The organism is Paenibacillus sp. 01T47 (assembly GCF_056398245.1).
Genome location: NZ_JBFTPA010000002.1, coordinates 370,082 through 387,601, shown reverse-complemented (window position 1 = coordinate 387,601; position 17,520 = coordinate 370,082). Strand labels below are relative to the sequence as shown.

17 protein-coding genes are annotated in these 17,520 nt (G+C 43.8%); 9 read left to right on the top strand and 8 right to left on the bottom strand.

The window, feature by feature from the left end:
- The first annotated feature begins 513 nt into the window (after window positions 1–513).
- Together parE and gyrA are read left to right on the top strand one after the other, a co-directional pair.
- On the top strand, window positions 514–2,484 hold the full coding sequence (parE, locus tag AC1DOV_RS05780; protein WP_076265738.1) for a DNA topoisomerase IV subunit B: 1,971 nt from the start codon (window positions 514–516) through the stop codon (window positions 2,482–2,484).
- A 12-nt stretch (window positions 2,485–2,496) separates the two neighbouring features.
- Window positions 2,497–4,959 carry a DNA gyrase subunit A gene (gene gyrA / locus AC1DOV_RS05775; protein ID WP_477509610.1) on the top strand — a complete coding sequence of 821 codons (2,463 nt, stop codon included), beginning with the start codon at window positions 2,497–2,499 and terminating at the stop codon, window positions 4,957–4,959.
- Here gyrA and AC1DOV_RS05770 read toward each other — a convergent pair.
- A complete protein-coding gene (locus tag AC1DOV_RS05770; RefSeq protein ID WP_179089723.1) occupies window positions 4,940–5,107 on the bottom strand; it encodes a hypothetical protein in 168 nt (55 codons plus the stop codon). The two genes, gyrA and AC1DOV_RS05770, sit on opposite strands and share 20 nt — an antisense overlap.
- Window positions 5,108–5,311: 204 nt before the next feature.
- Here AC1DOV_RS05770 and AC1DOV_RS05765 point away from each other — a divergent pair, with 204 nt between their 5' ends.
- Complete coding sequence (locus tag AC1DOV_RS05765; protein ID WP_477549410.1) at window positions 5,312–5,716, top strand: MarR family winged helix-turn-helix transcriptional regulator; 405 nt, start codon at window positions 5,312–5,314, stop codon at window positions 5,714–5,716.
- A gap of 21 nt (window positions 5,717–5,737) precedes the next feature.
- Here AC1DOV_RS05765 and AC1DOV_RS05760 read toward each other — a convergent pair whose 3' ends face one another.
- Entirely contained in the window at window positions 5,738–6,736 is a 999-nt protein-coding gene (locus AC1DOV_RS05760; protein WP_477509608.1) for a CapA family protein, read from the bottom strand.
- Between AC1DOV_RS05760 and AC1DOV_RS05755 the strand changes: the two genes are divergently transcribed.
- Window positions 6,735–6,896 (top strand): hypothetical protein, encoded by a 162-nt coding sequence (locus tag AC1DOV_RS05755; RefSeq protein WP_477549409.1) that lies wholly within the window; start codon window positions 6,735–6,737, stop codon window positions 6,894–6,896. The two genes, AC1DOV_RS05760 and AC1DOV_RS05755, sit on opposite strands and share 2 nt — an antisense overlap.
- 109 nt (window positions 6,897–7,005) lie before the next feature.
- On the opposite strand, the gene AC1DOV_RS05750 is transcribed toward AC1DOV_RS05755, so the two are convergent.
- Window positions 7,006–7,719 (bottom strand): RluA family pseudouridine synthase, encoded by a 714-nt coding sequence (locus AC1DOV_RS05750; protein WP_477549408.1) that lies wholly within the window; start codon window positions 7,717–7,719, stop codon window positions 7,006–7,008.
- Window positions 7,719–8,585, bottom strand: a complete 867-nt coding sequence (locus AC1DOV_RS05745; protein WP_339202809.1) for a class I SAM-dependent methyltransferase — start codon at window positions 8,583–8,585, stop codon at window positions 7,719–7,721. Before AC1DOV_RS05745 ends, AC1DOV_RS05750 begins: the two co-directional genes overlap by 1 nt.
- Window positions 8,586–8,826: 241 nt before the next feature.
- On the opposite strand from AC1DOV_RS05745, the gene AC1DOV_RS05740 reads away from it, so the two are divergent.
- Both AC1DOV_RS05740 and araA read left to right on the top strand, forming a co-directional pair.
- Entirely contained in the window at window positions 8,827–9,012 is a 186-nt protein-coding gene (locus tag AC1DOV_RS05740; RefSeq protein WP_076265743.1) for a hypothetical protein, read from the top strand.
- A gap of 267 nt (window positions 9,013–9,279) precedes the next feature.
- Window positions 9,280–10,770, top strand: a complete 1,491-nt coding sequence (gene araA / locus AC1DOV_RS05735; protein WP_477549407.1) for an L-arabinose isomerase — start codon at window positions 9,280–9,282, stop codon at window positions 10,768–10,770.
- Between the two features lie 100 nt (window positions 10,771–10,870).
- On the opposite strand, the gene AC1DOV_RS05730 is transcribed toward araA, so the two are convergent.
- Both AC1DOV_RS05730 and AC1DOV_RS05725 read right to left on the bottom strand, forming a co-directional pair.
- The gene (locus AC1DOV_RS05730; protein ID WP_477509605.1) at window positions 10,871–11,638 is read right to left on the bottom strand and encodes a methyltransferase domain-containing protein; all 768 of its coding nucleotides are present in this window, start codon (window positions 11,636–11,638) and stop codon (window positions 10,871–10,873) included.
- A 172-nt stretch (window positions 11,639–11,810) separates the two neighbouring features.
- Window positions 11,811–12,590: a hypothetical protein gene (locus AC1DOV_RS05725; protein WP_477509604.1), complete on the bottom strand. Its 780-nt coding sequence runs from the start codon at window positions 12,588–12,590 to the stop codon at window positions 11,811–11,813.
- A gap of 230 nt (window positions 12,591–12,820) precedes the next feature.
- On the opposite strand from AC1DOV_RS05725, the gene AC1DOV_RS05720 reads away from it, so the two are divergent.
- Window positions 12,821–13,147, top strand: coding sequence for an antibiotic biosynthesis monooxygenase (locus AC1DOV_RS05720; RefSeq protein WP_076265747.1), 327 nt, complete (start codon window positions 12,821–12,823; stop codon window positions 13,145–13,147).
- A 53-nt stretch (window positions 13,148–13,200) separates the two neighbouring features.
- On the opposite strand, the gene AC1DOV_RS05715 is transcribed toward AC1DOV_RS05720, so the two are convergent.
- Together AC1DOV_RS05715 and AC1DOV_RS05710 are read right to left on the bottom strand one after the other, a co-directional pair.
- Window positions 13,201–13,365, bottom strand: coding sequence for a hypothetical protein (locus AC1DOV_RS05715; RefSeq protein WP_441875409.1), 165 nt, complete (start codon window positions 13,363–13,365; stop codon window positions 13,201–13,203).
- A gap of 10 nt (window positions 13,366–13,375) precedes the next feature.
- Window positions 13,376–13,576, bottom strand: coding sequence for a sensor histidine kinase (locus AC1DOV_RS05710; protein ID WP_477527682.1), 201 nt, complete (start codon window positions 13,574–13,576; stop codon window positions 13,376–13,378).
- A gap of 407 nt (window positions 13,577–13,983) precedes the next feature.
- On the opposite strand from AC1DOV_RS05710, the gene AC1DOV_RS05705 reads away from it, so the two are divergent.
- The gene (locus tag AC1DOV_RS05705; RefSeq protein ID WP_441875415.1) at window positions 13,984–16,308 is read left to right on the top strand and encodes a helix-turn-helix domain-containing protein; all 2,325 of its coding nucleotides are present in this window, start codon (window positions 13,984–13,986) and stop codon (window positions 16,306–16,308) included.
- A gap of 352 nt (window positions 16,309–16,660) precedes the next feature.
- Complete coding sequence (locus AC1DOV_RS05700; protein WP_477549598.1) at window positions 16,661–17,518, top strand: ABC transporter permease; 858 nt, start codon at window positions 16,661–16,663, stop codon at window positions 17,516–17,518.
- Window positions 17,519–17,520: the final 2 nt, after the last annotated feature.

Here is a 17,520-nt window from a genome sequence, read left to right as displayed (position 1 = left end):
GCGATGTATGTGCATTCCATTTTATTTTCAAAGGATTAAGCTAATGTCATTGCAGTAAATTCTACATGTACGACAAGCGTATAACGCAATGTTTCGTGGTCGAAGCTGGTAGAAACGCTCAAACAGTGGATACACACGAATAACTTTAAGTGTTTTATTGAAAATGAGTTGTAGAATTTGTGGAACAAAAAAAGTTTTTTTGTTATTGTGTTAATTATGCTTGCGCTTATTCCGATTATTACATACGCTGAGCTGTAGGTTATGAATAAGTAGTGCTGCTGTTGAAACAAGACAGGAAACTATAGAACCCCTCCAAACTAATCGTTGGAAGGTTCTGTTCAGCAAGGATAGTGTGTTATCCTTATATGTATCTCTTATGACCATTAGCAAAATAAGGCTTGAAGATCGTGTAATTGCACTAATCGTTTTTTTTTGGAGACTTTACGAAACATGACAAATTGAATTAAAATAGCTTGAAGATACGGAAACGTGATTAAAGATAGGGGGACGCTCATGTCTGAGCAAACAGATCTCTTCGCAAATACAGCGGCCGCAGACCGAAATTATGAGGCCGATGATATACAGGTGCTTGAAGGGTTAACAGCAGTTCGTAAAAGACCGGGCATGTACATAGGAAGTACAAGCAGTTCGGGATTGCATCATCTCGTTTGGGAAATTGTCGATAATGCAGTCGATGAGCATTTGGCTAAATTTTGTTCGGCCATTGAAGTGACGCTGCACAAGAACGGAGCAGTAACGGTACACGATAACGGGCGTGGTATTCCTACCGGCATGCATAAGACCGGTATTCCTACACCGCAGGTCGTATTTACGATTTTGCATGCGGGCGGTAAATTTGGCGGCGGCGGATATAAGAAATCCGGCGGTCTGCACGGCGTTGGCGCATCCGTTACAAATGCTTTGTCAGAATGGCTTGAGGTTGATATTTACCGAGACGGCAAAATTCACAGACAACGCTTTGAATATTGGATCGATGAAGCGGGACGTGAGCATGTTGGTGAGCCGGTACGCGGACTTGAGATTATTGGCACTACGAATCGGACAGGCACTAAGGTTACTTTTAAGCCGGATGGCCGCGTGTTCCAGAATGGCACAACATTAAGTTATGATACGCTGGCAGAGCGTTTGCAAGAGATTGCTTTTCTAAACTCTGGATTAAAGGTAACAATTAAAGACGACCGCAGCGGTAAGCAGGATGTTTTTCATTATGAAGGCGGCGCTCGTCAATTCGTTCAGTTTTTGAATGAAGAAAAGACCGTACTGCATGATGTTATTCACTTTGCCAGTGAGCGCGATGATATTGAGGTGGAGGTAGCCCTCCAATATAATGACGGATACACGGAGACGATCGCTTCCTTCGTCAATTCCATTCCGACACGCGGCGGCGGTACGCATGAAACCGGTTTTAAAACCGCTTATACTCGCGTCATGAACGACTATGCCCGTAAAGCAGCGATGCTTAAGGAGAAAGACAAAAACCTTGAAGGCAACGATTTGCGCGAAGGCATGATGGTTGTTATTAATATCAAAATGTCTGAGGTTGAGTTTGTTGGACAAACAAAAGACCAGCTCGGAAGCTCATCTGCGCGAAGCGCTGTTGACGCAATTGTTTCGGAGAAGATGCAGGTGTTTCTTGAGGAAAACCCTCAAATCGCACAAATGCTGTTAAAGAAATCACTTCAAGCCTCGAAAGCGAGAGAAGCAGCGCGCAAAGCGCGTGAAGAAATCCGCAGCGGCAAGAAGCGGAGCGAGAGCTCAAATCTAAATGGCAAACTAACTCCTGCGCAGTCAAAAGATATTACTCGCACGGAATTGTTTATTGTGGAGGGGGATTCAGCTGGCGGTTCAGCTAAGCAGGGTCGTGACTCGAAATATCAAGCGCTGCTGCCGCTTAAGGGAAAACCGATGAATCCGGAGAAAGCCAAGCTCATCGATATTTTGAAAAACGACGAGTACAAGGCCATCATTTCTGCAATAGGGGCAGGTGTGGGTTCTGAGTTTGTCGCTGAGGAATGCAACTATAATAAAATTATTATTATGACTGATGCGGATACAGACGGCGCTCATATCCAAGTGCTTCTTCTTACTTTTTTCTACCGTTATATGAAACCGTTAATCGATTTGGGACGCGTTTATATCGCTCAGCCGCCGCTTTACAAAATTACACGTAAATCTGGCAAGCTGGAAACGATTCGATATGCGTGGACAGATGAGCAGCTTCAAAACTATTTGAAGGAATACGGTAAAAATTATGAGCTTCAGCGTTATAAAGGGCTTGGTGAGATGAATCCTGACCAATTGTGGGAAACGACGATGGATCCAGAGAAAAGAACGCTTCTTCAGGTACAAATCGAGGATGCAGCCAAAGCAGAACGCAGAGTATCGACGCTTATGGGAGATAAGGTAGATCCGCGTAAACGTTGGATTGTTGAGAATGTCGATTTTATGGAATATGAGGAATAGGGGGATTTCTGCATGAGTATGCTGGAACAGTTTTTACCGGCGTTTTTGGAGGAAGTGGTAGGCGACCGCTTCGGACGCTATTCAAAGTATATAATTCAGGACCGTGCCATTCCTGACGTTCGCGATGGTTTGAAGCCCGTGCAGCGTCGTATTCTATATGCGATGTATGATTCAGGAAACACACCGGACAAGCAATACCGCAAATCGGCTAAAACAGTCGGTGACGTTATGGGTAATTACCATCCGCATGGTGACTCATCCATTTATGAGGGTATGGTTCGGATGGCACAGCCTTGGAAAATGGGACATCCGCTCGTTGATGGACACGGAAACTGGGGTTCTCAGGATGATGATCCAGCAGCAGCTATGCGTTATACGGAAGCGCGTCTATCGCCAATTGCGATGGAGCTGCTTCGTGACATAGAGAAAAGAACGGTACAATTCAAGGATAATTTCGATAATACAACGAAGGAGCCGGTTGTGCTGCCGTCGCGGTACCCCAACTTGCTCGTAAACGGGACCAGCGGCATCTCTGCCGGCTTTGCCACGGAAATCCCGCCTCATAACCTGCGTGAGGTTATTGATGCGTGTATCGCCCTTATGGGAAGCCCAGAGCTGACGCAAGAAGAACTTATGACCTATGTGAAAGGTCCGGATTTCCCTACTGGCGGCATTATTATGGGCGAAGAAGGCATTCGAGACGCTTATGCTACAGGTAAAGGCCGCATATACATTCGTGCTAAGACGGCTATCGAGGATATGCGCGGAGGTAAGCAGCAGCTTGTCATTACTGAAATTCCATATCAGGTCGTTAAATCACGGTTGGTTACCGCAATGGAAAACATTCGGCTAGAGAAAAAGGTCGAAGGCATTGCGGAGGTGCGTGATGAGAGCGGACGCAATGGTCTGCGCATCGTCATTGAGTTTAAGAAGGATGCCGATGCACAAGGTATATTGGCTTATTTGTTCAAGAAAACGGATCTGCAGGTAGCTTATAGCTTCAATATGGTCGCAATCGTGAACAAAACACCGATGCAGCTTGGTCTTAAACAAATATTATCGGCGTATATCGATCATCAGAAGGAAGTAGTAACTTTCCGCACGAAATATGATCTTGAGAAGGCGGAAGATCGCGCTCATGTTGTAGAAGGACTTGTCAAAGCGCTCAACATATTAGACGAAGTTATAGCGACGATCAAAGCATCCAAAAATCGCGGGGATGCACAAGACAACTTGGTTGCGAAGTTCGATTTCTCCGCTCGTCAAGCAGATGCCATCCTTACTTTGCAGCTTTATCGCTTAACGAACTTGGAAATTACGACACTTGAGAAAGAGCTTAAGGAAGCGATGAAGAAGATTGCTTACTTGAAATCGATCTTGGCTAGCGAGAAGAAGCTGATTGGTGTTATTAGGGATGAACTGCTTGAGATTCAAACCAAATATGGCATTGATCGCCGTTCTGTTCTGCGCGGTGAAATCGAAGAGCTGAAAGTTAACCTCGAAGTTCTTGTTACACCAGAGGATGTTCTAGTTACATTAAGCCAGGATGGTTATGTAAAACGGACAAGCATGCTCTCGTTTACGAGATCGGGAGGCGAGCTGCAAAACGCAGGCGTCAAGGAAGGTGACTTCGTACGAGAGTTGCTTGAAGTCAATACGATTGACAATTTGCTGCTCTTTACACGCAAAGGTCAATATTATTTGCTGCCGGTCCATCAAATTCCAGAATTCAAATGGAAGGATACCGGAACAGCGATAGTGAATGTTGTACCTATTCCGAAGGATGATTCGATCGTAAGCGTCATTCCAATTAAAGATATTTTGGCATCTACAGCATCACTTGTTTTCGTAACGAAACGTGGCCAAGTCAAGCGTACGGAGCTTAAGGAATACGCAACTACAAGATCCACTGCGGTTGCAGCCTGCAAAGTTTCAGAGGGCGACGAAGTCATTCGGGTTGTTTTGAGTGATGGTTCGAAGCAAATCATGCTTATTACTAAGCAGGGAATGAGTATTCGGTTTACAGAATCCGAAGTTAATTCGATGGGTAGAGTTGCAACAGGCGTAAGAGGTATTCAGCTTAAGGATGGAGACGAGCTTGTCACCGCGGAATGGGTTGCTGAGGATGAAGGCGAATTACTCGTCATTACCGATATCGGTTACGCCAAACGTACTTTGCTGCTGGATTATCCAATTCAGGGCAGAGGCGGCAAGGGTGTTCAAACGTTCGAATTTAAAGAAGGCAAACGAGTGCGTCCAAACGGTTCGTCACTGATTGGGGCTTATTATTGCAAGGCAGCCAAAGAGATCGTAGCGATTACCTCATCAGGAGCGAAGCTTTCTGCTGCATCGGAGAAAGCACCAATTGAAGATCGCAAATCGATAGGCAAGCTCATATTCCCAGTAGAGAAAACCGACGTTATTACGAGCACGCTTGCACGTTCCATAACAGACACTAATCAAAAGGTCGATTAGGCGGATCAAACCGTTCAATGACTTCCAAAATAGCTTCAAGCATGACCCACAATGGTACCAGCTCATCCGGGCGGTCCAGCCATTGTGGGTCTTTTATAATGCCATAATTTTTAATTTTTTGAATGATTACAGCTTTTCTTTCTTCCACTGGGTGCACGCTCCTTACTGTTTAAGCATGAATAGACATAGCGCTGGGCTTTCGCCTTATTGTATGTCTAACGCTGTCATAATGTTCAACAATATATCGATTAATAGCGCAAATTATTAATTGGGTTAATCTTTTATTCGACAATAAAGACTGCTATAATAAATAGCAAATAGATGGAAATTGACAGAGAGCGAGTGTGGGAGTATGGTGTCTGGAGAATTTACTCGATTATGGACGAAGCTTTCGCGTGAATGGAAAAACAACTTGGAACAATCGCTTACTCCTTTGACAGAAGGGCAGCTGAATGTATTAGAGCTGATGCTTCAGCACCAACCGATGAAGCCATCTGATCTGCTCCAATATTTAGCGACTACGCCTGCTGCAATTACAACACTGTTGGATCGAATGGAAAGAAATGAGCTCATTGAACGTACTAGAGATGAACATGATCGAAGAATTGTGTGGGTATCTGTTTCGGAGAAGGGCAAAGCTGAGGCGGAGCGCGGTACAACGATTCGGACTCAAATGATCGAACAATCGCTGGACCGCATTTCCTCTCATAACCAGCAACTGCTGGTTTACTTGTTGGGTAAAGTAGCAAATCTGTAATCTGATTTCGCCATTCAACGCTTATTTCATAGAATCGAGCCGATTGCGCAGCATATCGTAATTTTTTTGGAGCACCTCGTAGTCGGCTTGCGTTAGCAAGGTATCATTTGAAGCAGCTAATGTTTCTTCGATTGGCAAGATGCGATATCGAAAGGAACGATCAGGCTTGTAGCGATGCACCCATGTCGGAATGGATTCAACATCAGTAATAGTAACTGTGCCTTCTGTCATATTTTTACGAACATTAACTTTAAAAATAACTCCGTAATCCTTCGATTCGCCCCGCTGATTAGAAATAAAATTTCCCATAGAATAAATAATAAGTCCCTTTTTTACATGACCATTCTCATCGGTTGTTTCGAGCACTTCATATGGCTGGACAACATGGGGATGCGAACCGGCAATAATATCAGCTCCCGCAGCGACAAGCGAACGTGCGAGACGTTTTTGTTCTTCGTTCGGTATAATCTGATATTCAGTTCCGAAATGCAGAGAAACGGTAATAAAGTCAGCACCTGCTTCACGCAGCCGAATGATGTCTGCTTTAATTTTCTCTTCATCAATAAGCGAAACGAGGTAAGGTTTGCCTTCTGGAATTGGAATACCATTTGTACCATAGGTGTAAGCTAACAATCCCATAACGATGCCATTTTTCTCGGATAGGACAGCTTGGTCTGCTTCTTCTTGCGATGCGGCTGTTCCCTTGCTTGGAAGACCAAGCTTCTTTAAATTCTCAAGAGTGCGAAGCACACCTGACTCGCCTTTATCAAGTGAATGATTGTTGGCATTTGTTATTAAGTTAAATCCAGCATCCTTGATCGCTTCTACAAGTTCGGTTGGCGCATTAAACGTTGGATATCCTGTATAACCATATTCAACACCAGCAGTTGGTGTTTCTAGGTTGGCAATAACCCAATCTCCTTGCTTCAAAATCGGTTTAACCTCTGCAAAAAACGGCTTGAAGTTATATCGATTCGTCTTCTTGTCAAAAGCTCCGGGCAGCTGGGGCGTATGCATCATGATGTCGCCTACGGCCATCCATACGGCATCGGCAAAAACAGGCTCTGGTGGTGCTGTCGGTTCAGGAGATGGTGAAGGGGTTACGACTGCTTGCTCAGTAGGAGTGGGGTCAATTGAAGCTGCAGGAAGCGAGCTGGCAGGTGCAGAAGCCCTCTCGTAAATGGAGGGCAATAAAAAAATAACCAGTAAGCCAAGTAAACTTAGTAATAATAGTATAGAATTTGTTTTTCGGTGCCTTTTACGGCGCATTAGTATTTCGTCCTTCCTTGTTACGTATTGCTCAGCATACTGGAGGCGTCTTCAAGCTGCGAACTAGTCCACCAATTCCAAACATCAGAGCCGGTTGGGACGGAACGAAAACTCATCCATTCCTTTGTTATAGGATGAGGGGCTGAAACCGAGGTTGACCATAACGCAATTTCGGATATGCCGCTTGTTGGTTTCGCGCCGTATTTCAGGTCGCCTACGAGCGGACAGCCGATATGAGCCAGCTGTGCACGGATTTGATGAGGCCTTCCGGTATGCAGCTTCACCGCAATCAATGAATAACGGCCAGATACAGCTGCTACCTCGTAATCCAAAATCGCTTCTTTAGCCTCATTCGTGGGTTTGTTATAGACGGTTACTTGATTTTGTTTGCTGTTCTTAACAATATAATGAGTCAAACGCGATTGAGGTTGTTTTGGCGTACCTTGTACAACACAAACATAAGTTTTGCCAAAATGTCTACTGCGAACCGATTCGGATAATCTGGACGCAGCTTTTGAGGTTTTGGCAAAAATCATAACGCCGCCAACCATACGGTCAAGACGGTGAACGAGGCCGAGAAAGACGTTTCCCGGCTTGTTGTATCGTTCCTTTATATCCTGTTTAAGCAGGGTAAGCATATCAGCATCGCCAGTGTCATCCTCTTGTGAGAGGACGCCAGGCGGCTTAACGACAGCTATTACATGATTGTCCTCGAACAGAACCTTGATCGTCATTACTTAGACTCCCAACGTCCCAGTATTCCGCACGGCAAATTAAGGCCGGATTTCGTAATCGGCAATCCGATTTCTCCACAGTTGATCTCGCCGCCATACTTGGCATTCATTGTCATATGCAGCAGGTTGTGCAGAACAGATTGCGATAATCCAGTTGTATAGGAGTTGATGAGTAGGAACAATGGATTGTCAGACAAAATCGATGTACAGGATTGTAAGAATGGAAACAAATTTTCTTCGAGCTTCCATGTTTCACCATTCGTGCCACGTCCATAAGAAGGTGGATCCATAATAATCGCATCATACTGCTTGCCGCGGCGTTGTTCGCGTTGAACGAATTTGAACACGTCATCCGTAATATAGCGAATTGGAGCGGACTCAAGTCCAGACAGCTGGGCGTTATCTTTTGCCCATTGGACCATACCCTTAGCTGCGTCAACGTGGCATACCTCAGCGCCTGCTGCTGCGGCTGCAACAGTGGCACCGCCCGAATAGGCAAAGAGATTCAAGACACGAATAGGACGTCCTGCATTACGGATTTTGTCCATCATCCAGCTCCAGTTAACGGCTTGCTCAGGAAATAATCCTGTATGCTTGAAGTTTGTCGGCTTGATATGGAAGTTTAGTTCGCCATAAGAAATGGTCCAGCGCTCAGGCAATGATTCGCTCATCGACCATTGACCGCCACCGGAATTGCTTCTATGGTAATGGCCATCGGCTTTTTTCCAAAGACCTGTTTCATTTGTGATCGGCCAAATAATTTGTGGATCTGGACGGCGGAGTGTATAATTGCCCCAACGTTCGAGCTTATCTCCGTCTCCTGTATCTATAACCTCGTAGTCTACCCATTTATCTGCTATGTACATGTTATTCGTAACCCTTCCTTGACCTTGTTTTTGTAATATAATAATGTCAACGATAATTATATCGAAGCTAACACAATGAAGCAATGAAACCGACGCATTTAGAGGCTGGTATTTATTCGTAAGTTATGAAAATGGCTGTTTATTACAGCAAATAAGTAAATGCTGTTGCTGACAGAGCAAAAATCAGTGTAAAAAAGAGCAAAATTTAGTAAATCTACAATAATAGAGGAGCAACAATATCATGATGAGTTTTGAGTGCGAGTGCGGGAATAAAACAGTAATGTTTGCTACGGGAGATCGGGACGAGCAGGGCAGAGAGTATATTGAAATCGAGGACGACGAGAGGCTTACTATTAAAGTAGGCGATAAAAGCGTATTATTTCGTTGTTCGTTTTGCGGCTATACATACCGACTGGAACAAATTTGATTTTCTTTAGAAATTTTATAGGGGCTGCATATTGAAAACATTTATGGTTCGGAGTATGATAAACGTGAGTCAAGTTGTATGTACAAGTGCATCGTCATACCAGTGATAACTAGCGCTAATGTCCGTACAAGTTGAGAAGAGGCGTTATCTCTAAAAATACGTTTAATACTCGGTGAATGCTTACATAGCTGTTTTGCATTCGCAAAACTTGAAGCGGATGCTTACGTAGCTGTTTTGCATTCGCAAAACTTGAGGAGGAACCATTCCATGTTACAAGTTAAGCCCTATCAATTTTGGTTTGTTACCGGAAGCCAGCACTTGTACGGACCAGAAACATTAGAAGAGGTTGCACAGCATTCACGTATTATTGCTGCGGCGTTGAATGATGATTCTATTATTTCATCCGAAATTGTATTTAAACCTGTAGTAACAACTCCAGAAGAAATTTACAAGCTTTGCTTAGAAGCGAAAGCGGATGAGAACTGTGCAGGCATCATCACTTGGATGCATACCTTCTCACCGGCAAAAATGTGGATTCATGGGTTGTCTGAGCTGCGTAAGCCATTACTACACCTTCATACTCAATTCAACCGTGATATTCCTTGGGAAACGATTGATATGGACTTTATGAATACGAATCAATCCGCACATGGCGACCGAGAATACGGCCATATTTTCGCCCGACTAGGCCTTGAGCGCAAAGTCGTTACGGGTCACTGGGAGGATGGCGTTACTCGTTCCCGCATTGCCAGCTGGATGGGAACGGCAATTGCAGTTAATGAAGGCCGTCATCTTAAGGTTGCTCGCTTCGGAGACAATATGCGTCAAGTTTCGGTTACGGAAGGCGACAAAGTTGAAGCGCAAATCAAATTCGGCTGGTCGATTAATGGTTATGGCATTGGTGATCTTGTTGCTCGTATGAATGAGGTTTCAGATTCAGAAGTAAAACAGCTGCTTGAGGAATACAACGAGCAGTACGATATTTCGTCCGAGACACGCGGCAATGCAGCTTCATGGGCTTCCATTGGCGAGCAGGCTCGTATTGAGCTTGGCCTAAAAGCATTTTTACAAGAGGGCGGTTTCTCCGCATTTACTACGTCATTTGAAGATTTGCATGGCATGAAGCAGCTTCCAGGTCTTGCAGTTCAGCGCTTGATGGAGCAAGGATACGGCTTTGGCGGCGAGGGCGACTGGAAAACATCTGCACTTACTCGCATGATGAAGCTGATTGCCAATAACAAAGGTACTTCATTTATGGAGGACTATACTTATCATCTAGAAGAAGGCAACGAGCTCGTACTTGGATCACATATGCTTGAGGTATGTCCTACAATCGCGGATAGCCGTCCAAAAATCGAAGTTCATCCGCTTGGCATCGGCGGCAAAGCGGATCCAGCACGGATTGTATTCGATGGACGCTCTGGTGCTGCGCTTAATGCTTCACTCATCGATCTAGGCAATCGTTTCCGCTTGATCATTAACCAAGTGGATGCAGTGAAGCCTACTCATGAAATGCCGAAGCTTCCAGTAGCTCGTGTGTTGTGGAAACCAGAACCATCGCTTCGAGATGCAGCAGAGAGCTGGATTTACGCTGGCGGCGCTCATCACACCGTATTCTCATATGTCGTAACGACTGAGCAGCTTGTAGACTGGGCGGATCAAGTTGGCATTGAAACCGTAGTAATCGATAAGCATTCAACGGTACGCAGTGTTCGCAACGAGCTTCGTTGGAACGATCTCAGCTATCGTATTCGTTAAACATCCTATCATCTGATTGCTTCTTAATAGAGAAGACTGCTGCTTAAAACCGTACAAGGTTAAGCAGCAGTCTTTTTCTCTATTTATAGGGGCTTTAAAGTTATGGCTTAATAGCTTTTACTCTAATCCGCACATAATCCACATACCATGTACCATCATGGAATAAATCATTTCTTACTCTTGCGGCTATTTTAGCGTATAGCAACTTTTTATCTTCTTCCGATACATTAGCGAAAAAATGATTTGCGAAACCAGATAACCAGTGATTTAGTCCTTCTTCACCGTCTTCCATCTTCGTAGGCCGATCAAAAAGAACGGCATAAGTTACTCGAAAGCCTTGTTGTTCAAGTAGAGCGCTATATTCTGAAATGCTCGGAAAGAACCAAGGATTTAACTTTTCTGCATCAATAGCATAATCCTCATCAAGCACAGCTGTTGTTGCTTTTACTATTCGATTAACATTTCCTTTGCCGCCAAACTCAGCAACAAATCTGCCGCCGCTGTTTAGCACATTCCACACATTTTCAACCACTTGTTTCGCATTTTTCATCCAATGCAATGCCGCATTAGAGAATACAGCATCAAATGATTCATCTAACTGAAACTGTTCACCATTTCCAGTGAAAAAAAGAATGGTTGGATATTTCACTCGTGCTTTTTCAATCATTTCCGCAGAAAAATCCATGCCTACAACTGTTGCTCCCGTTTTCGATATTTCATAGGCCAAATCTCCGGTGCCACACCCTACATCTAATATTTTCTCGCCTGGGGCAGGACTTAATAATTCAACAACTTCCTTCCCGTACTCAGATACAAAACCCAGTTTGTTGTCATATAATTCGGTTTTCCAAAATTGGCCGGAAGGCATAATATCATCCCCTAACTATTGGTAACCCTATTCTCACACAAAGATTGTATATAAGTAAAATATATTATTCCTATCTTCTTTATAGTTTAAAGTTATAAAGTTCGATCAGAAAAAAGCTTTACTCCTGTAGGTTAGAAGCAAAGCTCAAGGTATACCTCAACTATGAATGGGTTTATTCTGATTTTTCTTTTTGAATTTTCGCAGGGTTATTGATTTTGTAAGGAACAGGGTGCTTAGTAAGCTTTTTAGCGACTATTTTTCCTTCAAAATGAAGGATATCGCCGATTTCCAGCTCAAGCTTTTTGAGGGTAGCACTATGGCTGGACCAAGCATCGCCGATCTCCATAGCAGGATCTTGAATGGCTACTGCGTTGTAAATAACAACCTCGTCATCTGTGTCAGAAAAATTGTTAGGTACAGTCGTAAATTCTTTTACTGTTGCGACCATCTTGATCTTATCTTCAGGAAGCTGCAGTTTTGGCGCCTTTTCTTTTTTTGTTTTTTCCTTTGGAGCTGCTGCTGTTTTAGGTTCTTTATGTACTTCTTCTACTGAATCAGGCGCTGGTATCGTCTCCGAAATCACTGCTGCATCATTATTTTGTGATGTTTCTAGCAGAACGTCATTTTTATCAGCTTCAATCTCTTGTGCAGGTGCAATCTCTTCAACTGCATTGGAAGTCTTCTGGCCATAACTAGAAGCTTGCATTTCCTTTAAGTAGGAAGGGTGAATACAATGCTTTTGTTCATTTTCAAATGAAATGACAGCAGTCATTTTATCCACATATCCAATAATAGTGCATTCGAGATTCACGCCGTTTCCTTTATAGAAAAATACTTTTGTTTTGGCAGCCTTCTCAGAAAGCAAACCCCATTCCTTGCATTTTTCTATTTGCTCTGCCTCGTTTTCGAAGCTAATGTACGATATCGGTTCAATAATGAATGGATGTCCCATGTAATCTCCGCCTTTTTGGTATTATCATCATCTATTTTATCATTTTTTTGACATGTTAGTCGTTACTTGCTGACGATTAATAAAATTTTAGTCGTTTATTTAAATAAGAAGGGGAGGGGAGAAAAATAAGCCACCTGAATAGGAACATTTTAACAATGTTTATTTGACAATGAGAATCGTTATCGATATAGTTAAATGGTAGTTTTTAAAATGATATAGGAGGGATTTCTGTGTTCATTCAATTGAGATCAATTGTAGTGGAAAAGGGAAATTCACAGCAAGTTGTCGACAATTTTGGGCAAGAGGGCTATATTGACGGCAAGGAAGGTCTTATCGATATTAATATTATGGTGAATAGAAAAGCAAAAGAAACGGAAGAAGTTGTTATTATGATCCGTTGGGAGTCTGATGAAGCTTGGAAAAATTGGGAGAAAGATCCCGTCCATATTGCTGGCCATCGGAACAAAAAAGATGAGCAGCGTCCTTCATATATCGTTGATTCATCGGTAAATATGTATGATGTAAAAAAAATCAAACCAGGTACTTTTGGCAAATAAACAGAAAGCGACTTACCCTTGGCGGGCAATGTCGCTTTTTTTATTTATTCATTTTAGGGAATCTGGAATGATACCGTGGTTCCAAAATTAAGTTTGATTGTAATGACAAGCCCATAGCCATATAACTGTTCTAATCGACGATCCGTATTCAATAAACCAATTCCACTTTGTTCGTTATACTTCCCATTCAACAGTTGCCCCAATTCTTCTTCGTCCATTCTGATTCCATCATCTGCAATCGATATTTCGATGTACTTCCCAGACAATCTCTAAACGTTCAGCAAAACGTTCCTTCTCGATATACAAGTAAGCTTGAACGAGCTCTAGCTCATGTGCAATAGATACAAATTGATTCGTATTTTTGTGATCGGCAGCCTGATCTGAGCGCTCCATGATGGATTGCGTCTCGCAGGGGAGTTCGCAGCTCATAAGAAGTATTCACCAAAAATCATCTTTCGTTTTATCAGCCTTTTGCAAGCTTGATCATACGATCGGCATTTTGAAAATAACGCTTAAACCAATAAGCAGCAAATCTGAGAAAAGCAGCAAGCATATCAAAAGGGTATTAGCCGATTTTTATTAATCCAGTGGATTTGATGATACCCCAGATGATACCTGATGCGACACCCGCAGTTGCTAACAATAATAAAATGGTATCTTCATATTTTGATAATACAATTTTTATAAATATCATCATTAACGCAGTAGACGAGAAAGTCATAATGAATATGAGAAGCACACTAGTAGAAATGATGATACTGGCTATGAATGTATAATGCCAAACTCATATGATGCATATAGTAATGAACAAGCTGCATCCCGTGAGGAGGTTTTGAATGAAATCCAGCATTTCGGGAAAAGTGATGGTCATTTACGGAAGCACATTTCTGCTGATTATTGTCTTAACCTTTTGGTTGTCCTATCGGGGTACGGTTGGTCCGCTTGAGGCGGATCTGACCAATACGAATCTCGCGCTACTCAAGCAAGTAGACCAAAAGATTGAAGTGGCGTTCCGTCAAACCGAGAAAGATTTGCTCGCGCTTATGGAAGAACTCGAATTTGTCTACTTCATGCTGGATAGCTACAATGACGATGCCCAAAAATACAGCAACTATTATGGGCTTACGACAAAATTAAAAAACTTTATTAACGCGAATCCCACATTCTCATCCATTTTTGTTTACTCTGCTGTAAACGGCGATATTTTGACCGAAAAGGCTTATATGAATGATATTTCATCGGTAGACAACTGGCTAGCTGATTATATGGACATGCCGGGTTACTTCAAGTGGATGACGACCCATCCGGTGTGGGATGGAACGACAACTCAAAACGTTGTGACACTGGTGCGCTCCTACCCGACGCTCAGCAGTCCCGGTTATCGCAACGGCATCGTTGCCGTTAACATTAACGAGGTTGTTCTCTACGATATGATTAAATCGGTCTATGAGGAAAGCTCGGCTGGCCATCTGTTTATATTCGACGCAGATGGAAAAGTCGTCAGCCACGATGACAAAACGCTCCTTTACCAAAATTTAAAGCAATTACCCTATATGAAAAACGTACTCTCAGCAGAAGGCAGCGGCTCCCTATCAGTCAAGCTGGACGGGATCCCGCAAACTGTTTTTTACAGGACTTCCGCCTATACGGGGTGGAAAATGGTCAGCATCATGCCGGAATCACAAATTTACGAGCCGCTTCAGATTACCCGCAATCTTTTATTTATATTGGCTGGCGTAATGATCGTTCTAGCGCTAATTGTATTGTTCTACATCAATCGATTAACCTTTAAGCCGCTTGATCGACTGGTCAGCAAGCTTTCAGGGACCTACCAGCCAGATAAGAAGCGCGGATTTGATACGGCGGGATTCACTTATTTGGAGACGGTGTTTGAGCAAATGATGGAGGATCGGGAGCATTTGGAGAAGCATGTGCGGGATTCCAAATCCGTGCTCAAATGGAGACTGATTATGGATATGCTGACCGGCTACCGAACGGACTACCAAGCTTTGCGGCATCACTTTGAATTTACAGGCATTAAGCTCTATTCAGAGCGCTACCTTGTATGTACGGCAGAAATTGCGAAACCAGAAGGCTGCTTAAGCCTGCGTGATGAAACGTTGTATACGTATGTGTTTTGCAACGTGGCGGAGGAGATGATGGGCAAAGAGGATGCTGGAGTCGCAATCGATTTAGGCGGCGGACGAGCGGCGCTTGTCTTTAGCTTCGCAGAAGGCGAAGCGGAACAAAACCATTTGCGCGCGCTCGCAATTTTGGAATGGATACTTGAGGTGATTAAGAAGCAATTCGGATTAGTCGCTACGGTGGGTGTAGGCAGAGGAGTCAAGGAACTCGGCGATATTCAAAGCTCCTACGGCGAGTCGCGCAAGGCGCTCCGCTACAAGATGCTTTTTGGCAGCCATTCCGTCATTTCAATCGAGGATTTGCAACCGCCGGACAGTCAAGACTATTACCGTTTGAATCGGAAGGCAACTCGAATTATGGAGGCGCTCAAACAGACGGATACGGATAAAATAAAGGAGGATGTGCACCAAGCCTTTGAGAAGGCGGTGGGACTAGGCTTGCCTCCTGACCTCATCCGCCAGTTTTCGTTCGATTTAATCGTGAAGGCGCTGCAGGTTGCTGATGCAATCGGAATCGGTCCCGAGGAGTCGATGGGCAACTTGGATAGCATTTATGAGAAGATTGAGCACAGTGAGGATTGGAAGCAAGCAGAGGCCCTCGTCCTCGCTGTTCTTGAGGAGCTAGCTGCTAAGCTTACGAGCAAACGAAGCCTGAGAGGGAAAAATGACACGATTGAGCGAATGCTTACCTACATTCAAGCCCATTACCATGAAAATGATTTGTCGCTCGATCGGCTCGCTGAACAGTTTCATTTGAGCCCAACCTATATTAGCAAGCAGTTTAAAGAATACACCGAGCGAAATTTTATCGACTATCTTATCGAAATTCGAATTGACGCCTCGAAAGCACTGCTCGCTAACAAGGATAAAAAAGTGAACGATATCGCCGAAGCGATTGGATATATGAATACCCGCAGCTTCTTGCGGACGTTTAAAAAATTTACAGGGATGACACCTACAGAGTACCGAGAACATGCCATCAGCAAACAAACAGGGCAAGGCACAGAGCGAACGTAAGACCGGTGGCACACTTCCTAAGCGGAGGCGTTGCCCCGGTTTTTTCCTTGTACTATAAGAATCTATAAGTTTGTTAGCTTATAAAAGGCTTACATTTCTCCGTCAAAGCTACTTCAACATCCAGAAGTTGAAGGGGTTTTTACTTGTAATGGCGGGATTTCTTTCGTGTCACAGCAAAAGAATGAACCTGGTCAAGAAAGGTGACTGGGCCATTTCACAATAAAAGACACCTGGCACAGAACATGTCTATATTCAGCTTCCCGAGCTTTGTGTACGATCGAATTGTAGACGGAACATAAAGGGGGGGAGGACGATTTGGATACGGCTTAAGCGGGATCGTCACTTATATTTGATGCTTCTGCCTGTCATCTTGTTTTATGTCATCTTTAAATACGCACCGATGGCGGGCGAAATTATCGCATTCAAAAATTACCGGTTTATTGATGGAATATGGGGAAGCGAATGGGCCGGTTTTCATCATTTTCAAATGCTGTTCGCAAGCTTGGATTTTTGGAGAATTCTTAGAAATACACTGCTGCTGAACATCTATAGTCTCGTGTTTGGTTTTCCGGTACCTATCCTCCTTGCCTTGCTGCTTAACGAGGTGCGCAGAGAATGGTACAAAAGGACGGTCCAGAACCTGTTGTATTTGCCTCACTTCATCTCTTGGGTTGTGCTGGGCGGTATCGTTATTGCGATCCTATCGCCGAGCACAGGCGTCGTGAATCTGATTCTAAAACAATTTGGCATCGAGCCCGTCTATTTTATGGCGGATTCGACTTGGTGGCCTGTTGTGTATACGTTATCCGGTATTTGGCGCGAAGCGGGCTGGGGGACGATTCTCTATTTAGCAGCGATGGCTTCGATTGATCCCCAGCTTTATGAAGCAGCCAAAATCGACGGTGCAAACAAGCTGCGGCAAATTTGGCATATTACACTTCCCGGCATTCGCAGCACGATTGCTATCTTATTGATCCTTCGGATGGGGCATATGATGGATGTTGGTCTTGAACAAACGCTGGTGCTTCAAAACCAATCCGTGCTGGATGTAGCGGATGTCATCAGCACCTATGTATACCGGGTCGGCTTGCAAAATATGAATTACAGCTACACGACAGCGCTTGGATTATTCCAGTCCTTGATTGGGTTTATTCTAGTCGTAGGCGTTAACAGGCTCATCCGAAAGTTCGGCGAAAGGGGGTTATGGTAACT

What these genes read in the sequence shown, in the direction of transcription:
- parE (WP_076265738.1), top strand. Translation starts at nt 514, where the DNA reads ATGTCTGAGCAAACAGATCTCTTCGCAAATACAGCGGCCGCAGACCGA.
- gyrA (WP_477509610.1), top strand. Translation starts at nt 2,497, where the DNA reads ATGAGTATGCTGGAACAGTTTTTACCGGCGTTTTTGGAGGAAGTGGTA.
- AC1DOV_RS05765 (WP_477549410.1), top strand. Translation starts at nt 5,312, where the DNA reads ATGGTGTCTGGAGAATTTACTCGATTATGGACGAAGCTTTCGCGTGAA.
- AC1DOV_RS05755 (WP_477549409.1), top strand. Translation starts at nt 6,735, where the DNA reads ATGATGTCGCCTACGGCCATCCATACGGCATCGGCAAAAACAGGCTCT.
- AC1DOV_RS05760 (WP_477509608.1), bottom strand. Translation starts at nt 6,736, where the DNA reads ATGATGCATACGCCCCAGCTGCCCGGAGCTTTTGACAAGAAGACGAAT.
- AC1DOV_RS05750 (WP_477549408.1), bottom strand. Translation starts at nt 7,719, where the DNA reads ATGACGATCAAGGTTCTGTTCGAGGACAATCATGTAATAGCTGTCGTT.
- AC1DOV_RS05745 (WP_339202809.1), bottom strand. Translation starts at nt 8,585, where the DNA reads ATGTACATAGCAGATAAATGGGTAGACTACGAGGTTATAGATACAGGA.
- AC1DOV_RS05740 (WP_076265743.1), top strand. Translation starts at nt 8,827, where the DNA reads ATGATGAGTTTTGAGTGCGAGTGCGGGAATAAAACAGTAATGTTTGCT.
- araA (WP_477549407.1), top strand. Translation starts at nt 9,280, where the DNA reads ATGTTACAAGTTAAGCCCTATCAATTTTGGTTTGTTACCGGAAGCCAG.
- AC1DOV_RS05730 (WP_477509605.1), bottom strand. Translation starts at nt 11,638, where the DNA reads ATGCCTTCCGGCCAATTTTGGAAAACCGAATTATATGACAACAAACTG.
- AC1DOV_RS05725 (WP_477509604.1), bottom strand. Translation starts at nt 12,590, where the DNA reads ATGGGACATCCATTCATTATTGAACCGATATCGTACATTAGCTTCGAA.
- AC1DOV_RS05715 (WP_441875409.1), bottom strand. Translation starts at nt 13,365, where the DNA reads ATGGACGAAGAAGAATTGGGGCAACTGTTGAATGGGAAGTATAACGAA.
- AC1DOV_RS05710 (WP_477527682.1), bottom strand. Translation starts at nt 13,576, where the DNA reads ATGAGCTGCGAACTCCCCTGCGAGACGCAATCCATCATGGAGCGCTCA.
- AC1DOV_RS05705 (WP_441875415.1), top strand. Translation starts at nt 13,984, where the DNA reads ATGAAATCCAGCATTTCGGGAAAAGTGATGGTCATTTACGGAAGCACA.
- AC1DOV_RS05700 (WP_477549598.1), top strand. Translation starts at nt 16,661, where the DNA reads ATGCTTCTGCCTGTCATCTTGTTTTATGTCATCTTTAAATACGCACCG.